Raw genomic sequence first — 13,470 nt, forward strand, 5'->3', positions numbered from 1 at the left:
GGCGCAGGTGCCCTGGTTCGAACGCTCGAACTTGCGCAGACGATACGAACGACGGGTGCCGTCGTCATGCATGACGGTGATGAAGTCGGCCGAAACCTCTTCCACCACACCGGCTTTCTCGTTCAGCACCACATCGCCGGAATCGATGGCCGCCCGCTTTTCCATACCGGTGCCGACCAGCGGCGCCTCCGAGCGGATCAGCGGCACCGACTGCTTCTGCATGTTCGCGCCCATCAGCGCGCGGTTGGCGTCGTCGTGCTCGAGGAACGGAATCATGGCGGTCGCGACCGACACCATCTGGCGCGGCGAGACATCCATGTAGTCGATGTCCTTGGCCGGGACGTATTCCATTTCCTCGTTACCGTGGCGGGCGAGGACGCGCTCCTCGAGGAAGTTGCCGTCCGCGTCGACCGGCGAGTTCGCCTGGGCGCGGATGTGGCGGTCCTCCTCGTCGGCGGTGAGGTACTTGACCTCATCGGTGACGCGGCCGTCGACGACCTTGCGGTACGGAGTCTCGATGAAACCGAACGGGTTGACCCGCGCGTAGACCGAGAGCGAGCCGATCAGGCCGATGTTCGGGCCTTCCGGGGTCTCGATCGGGCACATGCGGCCGTAGTGCGACGGGTGGACGTCACGGACTTCCAGGCCGGCGCGCTCACGGGACAGACCACCCGGGCCCAGCGCCGACAGACGACGCTTGTGGGTCAGACCCGACAGCGGGTTGTTCTGGTCCATGAACTGCGACAGCTGCGAGGTGCCGAAGAACTCCTTGATCGCCGCCACGACGGGACGGATGTTGATCAGGGTCTGCGGGGTGATGGCCTCGACGTCCTGGGTGGTCATGCGCTCACGCACGACGCGCTCCATGCGCGACAGACCCACGCGGATCTGGTTCTGGATCAGCTCGCCAACCGTCCGCAGACGACGGTTGCCGAAGTGGTCGATGTCGTCGACGTCGACCGGGACCTCGGCGCCGCCGGGTGCGGTCATCAGACGATCGCCCTGGTGCAGGCGGACCAGGTACTCGATCGTCGCGACGATGTCTTCCTTGGTCAGCGTCGAACCGGTGACCGGCTTGTCCAGGTTCAGGCCGAGCTTCTTGTTGATCTTGTAGCGACCGACGCGGGCCAGGTCGTAGCGCTTCTCCTTGAAGAACAGGTTCTCCAGCAGGGTCTGCGCGGACTCCTTGGTCGGCGGCTCGCCCGGGCGCAGCTTGCGGTAGATGTCCAGCAGCGCCTCGTCCTGACCCGGGGTGGAGTCCTTCTCGAGGGTGGACATCATGATCTCGGAGAAGCCGAAGCGTTCGGTGATCTCCTCGGCCGTCAGGCCCAGCGCCTTCAGCAGCACGGTGACCGGCTGACGACGCTTGCGGTCGATGCGGACGCCGACGGTGTCGCGCTTGTCCACGTCGAACTCCAGCCACGCGCCGCGCGACGGGATGACACGCACGGAGTGCAGCGTCTTCTCGGTGGACTTGTCGATCGACTCGTCGAAGTACACACCCGGGGAACGGACCAGCTGCGACACGACGACGCGCTCGGTGCCGTTGATGATGAACGTGCCCTTGTCGGTCATCATCGGGAAGTCACCCATGAAGACCGTCTGAGACTTGATCTCACCGGTGTTGTTGTTGATGAACTCCGCGGTCACGAAGAGTGGCGCCGCGTAGGTCATGTCCTTGTCCTTGCACTCCTCGATGGAGGCCTTGACCTCTTCGAAGCGCGGATCGGAGAAGGACAGCGACATGGAGCCGGAGAAGTCCTCGATCGGAGACAGCTCCTCGAGCACCTCCTCGAGGCCCCCGACGGGGTTCGTGACGTCGCCGCGCGCGATGGCACGCTCACGCCAGTCTGCTGAACCGACCAGCCAGGCGAACGATTCGGTTTGTAGATCGAGAAGTCCGGGAACCTCCAGGGGTTCACGAATCTTCGCGAAAGACACCCGCTTCGGGGCTCCGGGGATACCGGCCTTGGTCTGGGTGGAGACTGCCAAGATGCGTCCTTCCAGCACCTCACGCGCGTCGCGTGGTGGTCCGCGACCGTCGCTTGTCTGCTACGAATTCCGCTGGTTACGACCCGAACGAAACCCGAACAGCAAACAGCGGAAGTAACACCGGAAGGTGGAACTTTCGTGATGCGATCGAGGTATGGACAGGAGGCAGCCAGCGCAACGTCCAAAACTACACCCAAACCTACGGGGGTGTCAAAGTACCACCCGTGGCGATCCGTGGGCGGCAACTTCGCCCCGGTGTGTCCGTGTCGATATCCCGGCGATCAGAACGCCGATACCGCCACAGCCGAGTGACGGTCTCCACACGGTTTTCCGGCCGGGCCGCAGAGTCCGCTGGCTGCGTTCACAAGGCCCTCGCCGGCGTCCTGTCCCCTGTGACAGCCGCCGCTGTTGTGAATAGCGTGACGGGTCGGACGAAACTCGTCAAGTGGCGGTCCGAGTTGACAAATCGCGAGATCGCCTGTCCCGCTACAAGATCACCTTCCGACGTCGCGCGATGCCGGAAAGACACCGGCATGCAGCGCCCCGCGGGCGTGTCCTTGCCGATGATCCCGGCCATCGCCGCCGCTTTCCCCGCCGGCGCCACGCTTACTTGTCGGTGATGTCGGCGGCGAGCCAGTGCCCGCCGACCTTCTGCATGCGCAGCACGATCGGACCCGAGGCGAGGGGCTCGGGCTTGCCGTCCTTGACCGCCGAGATGTTCAGGTTGACCAGTAGCTCGGCGCGATCGCCGGTGAGAAGCGTCACGCCGATCGGGTCGGTTTTGACGTCGGTGTCGGTCTGGGTCTGCTTGATGGTCTCGACCGTGGTGTCGACGTACTTGGCGAAGTCCTTCTGCATCTTCTCGGTGAGCACCGAGTTGACCGAGGCCTTCCACTTGTCGATGTCGGCGGCCTTGTAGCCGTAGAGCGTGGTCAGCGCGTGGTCGCCGGCGGCCTTCACCTCGTCGGTGGCCTTGTTGTCGACGAAGGCGAGATTGCCCGAATCCGAATCCGGCTTGCTCACCCAGTGATTCACGGCACCGGTGATCGCGAAGGCCAGCAGCAGCGCCGAGAGCACGCCGCACACGGTGGCGACACCCCAGTTATGCCAAAACCCGCCCTGACCGGTCGGCTTGGAATACTGTTGCGGGGCACTGTTTTTGGACAGACCCGGACCGCGCGGCGGGGTGGTGCGCGACGCGGTCCGATCCGCGCGCCCGGAGGTGGACCGGGCGCTCGCAATGGTCTTCCGCTCGGCGCCGGACTGCACGTCGGCGGCGGTGGTGCGCGACGCGGTACCGCGCTGGGCGGCCGGGCGGCGCGGGGTGACGCGGTTGACGGGTCGTTTCCGGTTGGCCATGGTCACTCCCTCCTAGTTGCCCGGCTTGGGGGTGGGCTGGGTCGAAGTCTGCTGCTGGGGCGCGTTCTGCTGCGGCGTGGCCGTGCCCAGGGGCACCGGCTCGCCGAGGTTCTGCGCCTTCTCGGCCTTCCAGGTGCTGCCGACCTTGACCATGTCGAGGGTCCACAGCTGGCGGAAGGTGGCGGGCTGGCCGCCGGGCCAGCTCCGGGTGATCTTCAGGACCGCGAAGGCGGACGCGTGGTCGCGTTCGCTGTTGAGCGCGGTGAGCGTGATGCCCTCGACGGCCGCGTCGATGCGGGTCTTGGAGTCCTGGGCGGTCTGCTTGAGCTGATCCTGCCCGTCCTCCTGCTGCTTGAGCAGCTCGCCGGTCATGGATGACCGGATGTTCGCCAGCGACCCGTCGATGTCGTCCGGATTGATGGACATGAGGTTGACCGCGGCCTGGCGGGCGTCGGTCAGGGCGGCGTCGCGGGCGTCGGCCCGGGAGCTGTCCTTGGCGTCGCCGAACCAGAGGACGCCGATCACCGCGGCCGCGATGATCGATACCACCAGCAGCGCGGCCGCGCCGATGGTGACGAGCCGGCGCGGATCGGAACCGGCGGCGGGCGCGGACGGTAGCTCGTCGGCCTGCGCGGCGACCTGCTCAGCGGGCTGGTCACCGACCTGCTCGGTGGGCTCAGCGGGCGCTTCGGCCGACTCGGCGGGCTTGTCGAGCACGACGGTGGGCTCGGCGGCGGATTCGACAGTGTCCGGCGCGGCGTCCACCGAGGACGCGTCCGGGGTTGTTTCGGGAACCGGCGGGTTTGCCGGCTTCTCGAGGTTCGCCCCCGATTCGCTGTCCTTGTGCTGACTCACGCCGCCACCATACTTTCCTCTCTTCGCGCCCTAGCTGGGACTGTGTGCCACATCGCTGCCCGGATGCCCGGACCGCGCCGTCAGTGCTTGGGCGTGACGCCCATGAGCGTGGCCAGCTGAGTGGCCACGGGGTTCAGGTTGAGCTTGTCCGGGTCGTACTTCGGCTTGTCGTCCCAGGGCTGCGCGACGCTGGGGTCGGCCAGCTCCGCGCGATCGGCGCCGCGGACGCCGGTCTCGCTGCCCTGCGGCGCGGCGCACCGGGCCTGCGTGTTGAACGGGAAGTCGTCGCGGGAGTCGTCGAAGTTGGGGTTCTGGGCCTTCATCTGGTCCAGAATCCGTTGCGTGCCTTCGTATCCCAGCGTGCAGGCGGGCGGGTTGTTGGTCTCCAGCACCAGGCCGAAGTGGGTGGTGCCGTCACCGGGTGCGGTGGACGAGCCGCCCAGCGGCAGCAGTGGCAGCATCTGCAGCACCGGGCCGAGGGCGTAGAACTTCGGCGAGATGGCCAGCAGCAGCGTGCGCAGGTTGGTGAGGTCCGTGGTCAGTGCCGGGCCGCTCTCCTGCAGCAGGCGCTGGATCGCGGAGCCCGCGTCGGTGCCGGTGCCGATGAGGCGGCGGATGTCCGGGTCGTTGGACTTCAGCTGCGCGGTGAGCCGGTCCAGGCCGTCGCTGAACTGCCGGATCGACGGGGACTGCTCGGCCTGGGTGCCGAGCACGGTGTTGGCCGAGCGGATCAGCGCCAGAGTCTGCTTCAGGTTGTCGCCGCTGGCGGTGGCGGTGAACTTGTTGAGCGAGTCGACCAGGATCTTGAGGTCGTCGCCCTTGCCGTCGAAGGCCTTGCCCAGCTCGGTGATGGTGGTGGACAACGCCTTCAGGTCGGTGGTGCTCGCGAAGGTGTCGACGCTGGAGAGCAGTTCCTCGACGTGGACGGGCAGCTGCGCCCCGACGATGACCGAGCCGTCCTTCAGGAACGGCCCGCCGTCGCTGGTGGGCTGCAGGTCCACGTACTGCTCACCGATGGCGGAGCGGTCGGCGACCACCGCCTTGGCATTGGCGGGGACCTTGGGCTTGCCGGAATTCATCTCCAGGGTGATGAGCACGCCGTCGGGGGTGACGTCGAGGTCGCCGACCCGGCCCACGGGGACACCGCGGTAGGTGACCTCCGCGCCCTTGGACAGGTTGCCGGTCTCGGCGGCCTGCACCTTCACCTTGTACAGCCCGAAGCCGAGCATGTTGTCCAGTCGCACGTACTTGGCGCCGACGAACACGACGCCGAGCACGGCGATGATCGCGAAGGCGATCAGCTGATTTCGCACCAGACGAGTCATCGCGGACCACCCACTCCCAGCTGCTCGAGGATCGATCCGATCGGATCGGTCGGTCCCGGACCCATCGGCTTGGCCACCGTGTTCGGCAGCGGCAGCAGCGAGACCGTCGGCCAGCCGCCGCGCGGCCCGTTGCCGTTGTAGTACGGGTTGGTCGGGTCCACGTTGACCTGGCGGCCCGCGGGCGGCAGGTACTGCGGATCCTGTTTGCCCACACCGAGATTCGACAGCAGGGTGCCGATCTGCAGGTCCACCGACAGCCAGGTGTTGACCTGCCCGCCGAACGACGACTTGATGGCCTCGTCGGGGAACGGGTAGGTCGGGATGAGCGGGAACGCGGTCACCAGGTCACCCGCCGACGAGCCCAGCGCCTGCAGCGTGGGCCGCAGCGAGGACAGGTCGGTGATCAGGTTGTCCTTGGACTTGTTGAGCACGTCGAATCCGGCCTGGCCCACCCGATCCAGCTGGCCGAGCAGCTGGATCAGCTGCGGCCGTTGCTCGTTGAGGATCTTGATGCCGCCGGGCAGCTCGTCGAGGATCTTGGAGATCTGCGTGGTCTGCTGTCCCACCCGGCTGGTCAGCGTGTCGAGGCTGTCGAGCGCGCGGGTGATGTTGTCGACCTGATCGTCGAGGCCCTTGATCAGGGTGTTGGCCTGGGTCAGCAGATCCCGGACCTTGCCCTCGCGGCCGCCCAGGGTCTTGTTGAGCTCCACCACGATCGGCTGCAGCTGCGCCACGCCGCCACCGTTGAGCAGCAGCGACAGCGCGCCCAGCACCTGCTCCACCTCGGTGGCGGTGCGGGTGTTCTCGACCGGGATCCGAGCGCCGTCCTTCAACCGCGCGGAATCGGGATCCTTTGCGGGAGCGGACAGTTCGATGTACTTCTCACCCAGCAGGTTGGTCTGCTTGACCTCGGCGTGGGCATTGGCGGGCAGGTTCACGCTGTCGTTGACGAGCACCTGCACGCTGGCTTCCCAGGCGTTGTCGGGGGCGATGCGGATCTTGTCGACGCGGCCCACGGCCACGCCGTCCACCTTCACCGACGACTGCGGGACCAGGTCCAGCACGTCGGAGAAGCGGATGTCGAGGTGCAGCGGATGCTTGCCGATGTTCGGGCCGCCGGGCAGCGGAATGCTGTCCGCGCCACAGCCGGCCGCCACCAGCGTCACCGCGCCCAGCGAGGTCGCCACGAGGGCGGCGCGCCGGACCCGGCCGCCGCGAATCCGGTTGGCGCTCATCGCTGCCCACCTTCCCGCTGCGACGGCGGCAGCTGGTCGGACGGATTGCCGGGGACGGTGCCGGGGACCGTGTTGTGCTGCTCGTTCTCGCCGCTGAGGATGCCGAAGGGCAGCACCAGCGACGGCGTCTTCACGCCCGCGGTGAGCTGATCGGTGATCAGCTTGCAGTTGTTCAGGATCGGCTGCAGCTGCCGCGAGATGGCGTCGAACTTGGGGTCGCCGGGACGCAGCTTGCCCAGGTCCAGCAGCTTGCAGACGACGCCGAAGGGGTCCTGCAGGTCGGTGAAGTTGGGGCGCATGTCGAGCGTGCCGGTCTCACCGTTGTGCACGTTGATCAGGTTGCTCAGCGCGGTCGGGATGAGCGGCAGCGCCTTGGCCAGATCGTCGCGCTGGTCGGCGAGGGTCTGGGTGAGCTTGGTCAGCGCATCCGCGTTGGACTGCACCAGATCCCGGTTGTTGTCGATGAACCGGGCCACGTCGCCGAGCGCGACCGAGAGCAGGTTCAGCGCCTGGCCGAGGGTCTGGCGTTCGTCGGACAGGAACCCGGCCAGCGAGGCCAGCTGGGTGTTGAAGGTCCGGACCTGCGCGTCGTTGTCGGCCAGGGTCTGCACGAAGGTCTGCAGGTTCTTGACCGTGTCGAAAATGTCGGTGCGCGAATCGGAGAGCGCGTGCGCGGCCTTGGACAGCTGGGTGAAGCTGTTGCCCAGCGCGTCGCCGTTGCCGGCCAGGTTCGCCGCGCCGGTGCGCACCAGCTGGTTCAGCGCGCCTTCACCGGTGGCGCCGTCGGGCTTGTTCGCGCCGTCCGGGCCGAGGGCCTTGGACAGTTCGGTGATGCTGTTGTAGAGCCGGTCCACCTCGACCGGGGTCGCGGTGCGATCCTTCGGAATGTGCGCGTTGCGCGGCATCTTCGGCCCGCCCTTGTAGGCGGGGGCGAGCTGGATGTACCGGTCCGACACCACCGACGGGGTGATCTGGGCGGCCTTCGCGTCGGCGGGGATGTCGTAGCTGCGGTCGACCTTCATGACGACCTCGACGAGGTCGCCCCGCGGGGTCACCGAATCCACCCGGCCCACCGGCACGCCCAGGACCCGGACGTCGGAACCCTTGTAGATGCCGATGGACTTGTCGAAGTACGCGGTGATCGTGGTGGTCTCGAGGCGGTCGAAACCCCACCACGAGACGCCCGCGAGCACGACCGCGAGGGCGGCCACCGCGGCGATGATCTTGCTCTTACGGCTGGAGCCGCGCAGGGCGGTCAGCGGATTGCTCGCCACGAGTCAACCTCCCAACTTTCGGATCGGCTGACGGTCACCCGGGATGTCCGGCAGCGCGGGCGGAATCAGGTTCGTGATGACCGCGTCGAACCAGCGGCCGTTGCCCAGCACGTTGGAGTACAGCCCGTAGAAGGGCGCGGCCAGCGTTAGGGTCTTGGAGATGTCGGCCTGGTGATCGTTGAGCAGATCGATGGTCTTGTTGAGGTTGGTCAGCGCGGGGCCGATCTGCTCCTCGTTGTCCTTGACCAGCGCGGTCAGTTCCGCCGCAACGGTTTTCGCACCGGTGAGCAGCTGGTGGATGGCCTGCTGGCGCACATTCAGCTCGGCCAGCAGCTCGCCGCCGTTGGAGATGAGCCGCTCGAACTCCTGATTGCGGTCGGCCAGCACCTTGGTGGTGGTCTTGGTGGCGGCGAACAGCTTCTTGAGCTGATCGTCCCGCTTGGCCAGGGTCTCCGAGAGCCGGGCGACGCCGTCGATGGAGCTGCGCAGTTCCGGCGGGGTGGCCGAGAAGGCGTCCGACAGCACGGTGAAGCTCTTCGCCAGCTGCGCGGTGTCGGTCTGCTCGATGTTCTTGGCGGCGTCGCTGAACGCGTCCACCACGTCGTAGGGAGATACGGTGCGCGACAACGGGATCCGGTCCGCGGGGTTCAGCACCCTGCCGCCCTTGGGATCCAGCGCCAGGTACTTCTGCCCGAGCAGGGTCTTGATCTGGATCGAGGCGGTGGTCTCGTCACCGATCCAGGCGTCCTGGGTGCGGAAGTCCACCAGCACCTTGTCGCCGTCGAGGCGTACATCGGACACCGCGCCGACCTTCACGCCGGCGATGCGTACCTCGTTGCCCTTCTTCAGGCCCGCGGCCTCGGAGAACTCGGCGGTGTACTTGATGCCGGCCCCGATGATCGGCAGCTTGTCCAGGTTGAACGCGGACAGGGTCACCAGCAGCACCAGGACCAGGCCCAGCCCACCCATGAACGCCGGACTGCGCTTGCCCAATACAGCGCGGTCGTCCATCAGCGGCCTCCCTTCCCATGGCAGCGCGGGGCCGGATTCGTATAGATCGGCTGATTCACAGTCGGCATGTTCTGCAGTGCGGGCGGGAAGTTCAGCTGCGGCGCGTCCTTGAGGCCCGGCCCGGCGACGATGTCGATGCCGCACAGGTAGAACTGGAACCAGGAGCCGTAGGACGCCGCGCGCCCGAGCTTCTCCATCTTGATGGGCAGATTGGTCAGACCCTCGTCGACCTCGTCCTTTCGCTGATTCAGGGTCGAGGTGAGCTGGTTCAGGCCGGCGATCGCGCCCTGCAGGTTCGGCCGGACCGGGACCAGCAGGTCGGCGGTGGCCGAGGCCAGGTTGCCCAGCGAGGTGACCGCCGAACCGATGGTGCCGCGATCGGCGTTCAGCCCGGTGACCAGCGCCTCGGTGTTCGCGATCAGCTGGTCGAGCTGGTCGCCGCGCGAATTGATGCTGTCCAGCACCGCGTTCAGGTTCTTGATCAGCTCACCGATCACCGCGTCCTTGTCGGCCACCTTGTTGGTGAGCGAGGCGGTATTGGCGACCAGGTCCGCGATGGTGCCGGACTCGCCCTGGAAGACCTGGATGATCTCGGAGGACAGCTTGTTGACGTCCTCGGGGGTGAGCGTCTGGAACAGCGGCCGGAAGCCGTTGAACAGCTCGGTCAGATTGACCGCCGGCTTGGTGCGCTCCAGCGGGATGGTCGAGCCCTTGTTCATCTTGCGGCCCTGCTGCCCGGTGCCCTGTTCCAGCGCGATGTAGCGCTGGCCCACCAGGTTCCGGTACTTGATGGTCGCGGTGGTGGAGGCGGGCAGCCAATCCCGGTCGGTCAGTTCGAATTCCACATTGGCCAGGCGCTTGTCCACGATGGACACATTGGTCACCTTGCCCACCCGGACACCGGCGATGCGCACCTCGTCGCCCTTGTTCAGGGAGGTCACATCGGTGAACCGGGCATGGAACTTGGTACCGCCGCCACCGTAGTTGGCGATGGTCAGCGCCAGCATGCCCGTCAGGAAGACCGTGACGAGAATGAAGGCGATCAGTTTGGTCAGCGTCGGCCCGAGGCCGCGCAGCAGATCCTTCACTTGACGCTCACCTCACTGCCGCGGAAGGCCGGGGCGGCGATCTTGGTCACCCAGGTGGGCACCTGTTCGGGCGAAACTCCGTGCGCCGCACCGTAGATCGCGCCCAGGGCCTGCGCCTCCTGCGGCGAGTAGGCGGTGGTCGGCGCCTGCGGGCCGTACACCTTGTACTGCGGCTCCGACATGCGACCGACGTTCTGGTCACCCGGATTGCGGCTCGGCGGCTGGTAGGAGCCGTCATTGGCGGAACCGTCGGTGTACTGGCCCGGGTCGGTGAACGGCGGGTACATCGGAATGCACAGCGGTCCACGCGAATCGAACCAGCGCGGCTCGTCCTGGTTGGGGACATAGCGGCCGCGGGGGTTCACGATCGACACGCTCACCCGCGAACCCGGCAGGTCCGTGCCCTTGCCGAAGATCTGGTCGATGCGCGGCTTGAGCTCCGCGAAACCGGCCAGCGCGCAGCTGTAGCTGGGCGAGTACTTGGCCAGCGCCTCCAGCGCGGGGCGCGAGTCCGCGGCCACGTCGATGATGTTGTCGCGGTTGGCCAGCAGGAAGTCGGCGGTCGTCGAGGCGCTCGGGGTCAGCGTCGCCAGCAGCGTGTCGACCTGCGAACGCTTCTGCACGATGGTGGCATTGGTGGTGCGCAGGTTGTCCAGGGCGGATACCAGCTGCGGCGCGGCGTCGGCGTAGGTGGTCGCCACGTCGGCCAGGCTCTTCAGATCCTGTTGCAGCGTCGGCATTTCCCCGTTGACCTGGGTGACGATGTCGTCGAGCCGATCGATGGTCCTGCCCAGCTCCTCGCCCTGTCCCTGCAGCGCGTTGGACAGCGCGCCCAGCGTCGAGGACAGGTACTGCGGCGGAATCGCCTGCAGCAGCGGCAGGATGTGGTCCAGCAGCTGACTCACCTCGACGGCGTTGCCGCTGGTGTCCTGATGCAGGGTCGCGCCCTCGGTGAGATGGCCCTGCGGGCTTTCCGGCCACACCAGATCGATGTAGCGCTCACCGAACAACGTCTTCGGCAGCAGCCGCGCGGTCACGTTGGAGGGGATCTTGCCGGCCTTGGCAGGGTCGATCGCCAGGTCCAGCGTGACGTTCTTGCCGTCGTAGGAACTCGACCGCAGTTCGCCGACCGTGACGCCGCGGACCTTCACATCCGCGTTGCGGGTCAGCGCGTTGCCGACGGTGTCGGTGATCAGGTTGACCCGGACCGTGTCCACGAACTGCTTGTTGTAGATGGCGATGGTGGTCCACAGGAACAGCGCCACCAGCACGAAGAAGAGCACGCCGAGGGTCCGGCTGCGCAGCTTCTCGGTGGAACGCCAGAACTGCACCCGCTGCGGATTACTCATCCGGCCACCCGCACTGTCGTGGTCGTGCCCCAGATCGCCAGGGACAGGAAGAAATCGAGCACGTTGATCAGCACGATGGCGGCGCGCACCGCGCGGCCCACGGCCACGCCCACGCCCGCGGGACCGCCACTGGCGTTGTAGCCGTAGTAGCAGTGCACCAGGATGATCACGAACGCGAAGACGAGCACCTTCACGAAGGAATAGAGCACGTCTTCGGGTGGCAGGAACAGGCTGAAGTAGTGGTCATAGGAGCCACTCGACTGCCCGTTGAAGTAGATGCTGATCATCCGCGAGGCCAGGTAGGTGCCCAGCAGGCCGACCACGTACAGCGGGATCACCGCGAGGAAGCCCGCGATGGCGCGCGTGGTCACCAGGAACGGCACCGACGGCACCGCCATCACCTCGAGCGCGTCGATCTCCTCGGAGATCCGCATGGCGCCCAGCTGCGCGGTGAAACCACAGCCGACCGTCGCCGAAAGTGCCAGTGCCGCAACCAGGGGCGCGAGTTCACGGGTATTGATGTACCCGGTCAGGAAGCCGGTGAGCACACCGGAACCCAGCGCGTCGAGGGCCTTGAAGCCCTGCAGGCCGACGACCACGCCGACCGAGGCCGACATGAACACGATGACGCCGATGGTGCCGCCGATGACCGCGAGGGCGCCCGAGCCGAAGGTCACCTCGGCGAGCAGCCGCATGACCTCCTTGCGGAAGTGCACGATCGTCTTCGGGATCGCGCCGATGGCCCGCGAGTAGAACGACATCTGGTCGCCGGCCTTGTCGACCAGGTCGACCGGCGCCATGAGCACGGGTTTGACCCGGCGTGCCGACCGGGTGAAAACGGTGGAACGCTGCGAAACAACCATGGGTCACGCGCCCTTTGCGGGGACGACCTGAAGGTAGATCAGGGTGAGAACCAGATTCAGGAAGAACAGCACGAGGAACGTGATCACCACGGACTGGTTCACCGCGTCACCCACTCCTTTCGGTCCCCCCTTCGGATGCAGGCCCTTGTAGGCGGCGATCACGCCCGCCACTACGCCGAAGATCAGGGCCTTGATCTCGCCGATGACCAGGTCGGGAATCTGCGCGAGGGCGGAGAAGGACGCGAGATACGCGCCCGGGGTGCCGCCCTGCAGCCCGACATTGAAGAAGTAGCCGCCGCAGATGCCGACGACGGAGACCAGGCCGTTGAGCAGGAAGGCCACCAGCATCATGCCCAGCACGCGCGGAACAACCAGGCGCTGAATGGGATCGATGCCGAGCACCTCCATGGCGTCGATCTCCTCGCGGATGGTGCGCGAGCCGAGATCGGCGGCCACGGCCGAGCCGGCGGCGCCGGCGATGATCAGTGCGGTCACCACCGGGGCAGCTTGCTGCACGGTCGCCAGCACACTGGTCGCGCCGGTGAAATTCTCCGCCCCCAGCTGCTTGATGAGCGAGCCGGTCTGCAGGGCCACCACGGCGCCGAACGGGATTGCCACCAGAGCGGCGGGAAGGATCGAGACACTCGCGATGAACCACGATTGCTCGATGAACTCCCGCCACTGGAAGGGCCGGCGGAACGCCTTGCGAAGCACGTCCAGAAATAGTGCGAAGATGTTGCCGGCCTGGGCAAGTCCCGACTCGACCGGGGTGCGCAGTCGCGTCAGGGTGGGATTCACGCCGCGTATGTTACCCGTTAGTCAGGTTCTGTCGAACCGTGGCGTCGTAGCCACCCTGATAGGTGGGCATCACCTGCGTGTCGGCCTCATCGCCGTTCTGCGACATCGACTCTCGAATCGCTTCCTGGGCGGCCGGCGGCAGCGTGTGCATGATCTGACGGACGCGCTCCCGGCGACGGTGCACCGCGCCACGCACCGGCATGCCCGGCTGTGCCCGCATCTGCGGGATGATGCCCTCGATCTCCTCGGCGCCACCGGCATGGTGACCCGAGTCGAACATGGCCTGCTCGCGGGCCATCTGAGCTTCGTCCTTCTCCTCGG

11 protein-coding genes and 1 pseudogene are annotated in these 13,470 nt (G+C 66.8%); all 12 read right to left on the reverse strand.

Annotation, left to right across the window (positions count from 1 at the left end; translation table 11 throughout):
- Positions 1-2,010, reverse strand: a 2,010-nt coding sequence (gene rpoB / locus ON33_RS27490) for a DNA-directed RNA polymerase subunit beta (protein ID WP_040862014.1), incomplete at its 3' end; no start/stop codon positions are given.
- Between the two features lie 588 nt (positions 2,011-2,598).
- Positions 2,599-3,351, reverse strand: a complete 753-nt coding sequence (locus ON33_RS27500; RefSeq protein WP_040862022.1) for a hypothetical protein — start codon at positions 3,349-3,351, stop codon at positions 2,599-2,601.
- 12 nt (positions 3,352-3,363) lie between these two features.
- Positions 3,364-4,206: a hypothetical protein gene (locus tag ON33_RS27505; protein WP_157184761.1), complete on the reverse strand. Its 843-nt coding sequence runs from the start codon at positions 4,204-4,206 to the stop codon at positions 3,364-3,366.
- A gap of 80 nt (positions 4,207-4,286) precedes the next feature.
- Positions 4,287-5,531: an MCE family protein gene (locus tag ON33_RS27510; protein WP_040862016.1), complete on the reverse strand. Its 1,245-nt coding sequence runs from the start codon at positions 5,529-5,531 to the stop codon at positions 4,287-4,289.
- Positions 5,528-6,766: an MCE family protein gene (locus tag ON33_RS27515; protein ID WP_040862017.1), complete on the reverse strand. Its 1,239-nt coding sequence runs from the start codon at positions 6,764-6,766 to the stop codon at positions 5,528-5,530. Before ON33_RS27515 ends, ON33_RS27510 begins: the two co-directional genes overlap by 4 nt.
- On the reverse strand, positions 6,763-8,040 hold the full coding sequence (locus ON33_RS27520; protein ID WP_245550752.1) for an MCE family protein: 1,278 nt from the start codon (positions 8,038-8,040) through the stop codon (positions 6,763-6,765). The genes ON33_RS27515 and ON33_RS27520 overlap by 4 nt, the downstream gene beginning before the upstream one ends.
- A gap of 3 nt (positions 8,041-8,043) precedes the next feature.
- The gene (locus ON33_RS27525) at positions 8,044-9,051 is read right to left on the reverse strand and encodes an MCE family protein (protein ID WP_040862018.1); all 1,008 of its coding nucleotides are present in this window, start codon (positions 9,049-9,051) and stop codon (positions 8,044-8,046) included.
- Positions 9,051-10,127, reverse strand: a complete 1,077-nt coding sequence (locus ON33_RS27530) for an MCE family protein (RefSeq protein WP_040862025.1) — start codon at positions 10,125-10,127, stop codon at positions 9,051-9,053. The genes ON33_RS27525 and ON33_RS27530 overlap by 1 nt, the downstream gene beginning before the upstream one ends.
- Before the next feature lie 8 nt (positions 10,128-10,135).
- The gene (locus ON33_RS27535; protein WP_051152906.1) at positions 10,136-11,488 is read right to left on the reverse strand and encodes an MCE family protein; all 1,353 of its coding nucleotides are present in this window, start codon (positions 11,486-11,488) and stop codon (positions 10,136-10,138) included.
- Positions 11,485-12,288, reverse strand: a complete 804-nt coding sequence (locus tag ON33_RS27540; protein WP_354850825.1) for an MlaE family ABC transporter permease — start codon at positions 12,286-12,288, stop codon at positions 11,485-11,487. The genes ON33_RS27535 and ON33_RS27540 overlap by 4 nt, the downstream gene beginning before the upstream one ends.
- A gap of 66 nt (positions 12,289-12,354) precedes the next feature.
- Positions 12,355-13,149, reverse strand: coding sequence for an MlaE family ABC transporter permease (locus ON33_RS27545; RefSeq protein ID WP_040862020.1), 795 nt, complete (start codon positions 13,147-13,149; stop codon positions 12,355-12,357).
- A 10-nt stretch (positions 13,150-13,159) separates the two neighbouring features.
- Positions 13,160-13,470 (reverse strand): annotated as a pseudogene (locus tag ON33_RS27550) (ABC transporter ATP-binding protein); the annotation flags it as partial.

The sequence above is a fragment of the Nocardia niigatensis NBRC 100131 genome (assembly GCF_000308655.1).
Lineage (GTDB): Bacteria > Actinomycetota > Actinomycetes > Mycobacteriales > Mycobacteriaceae > Nocardia > Nocardia niigatensis.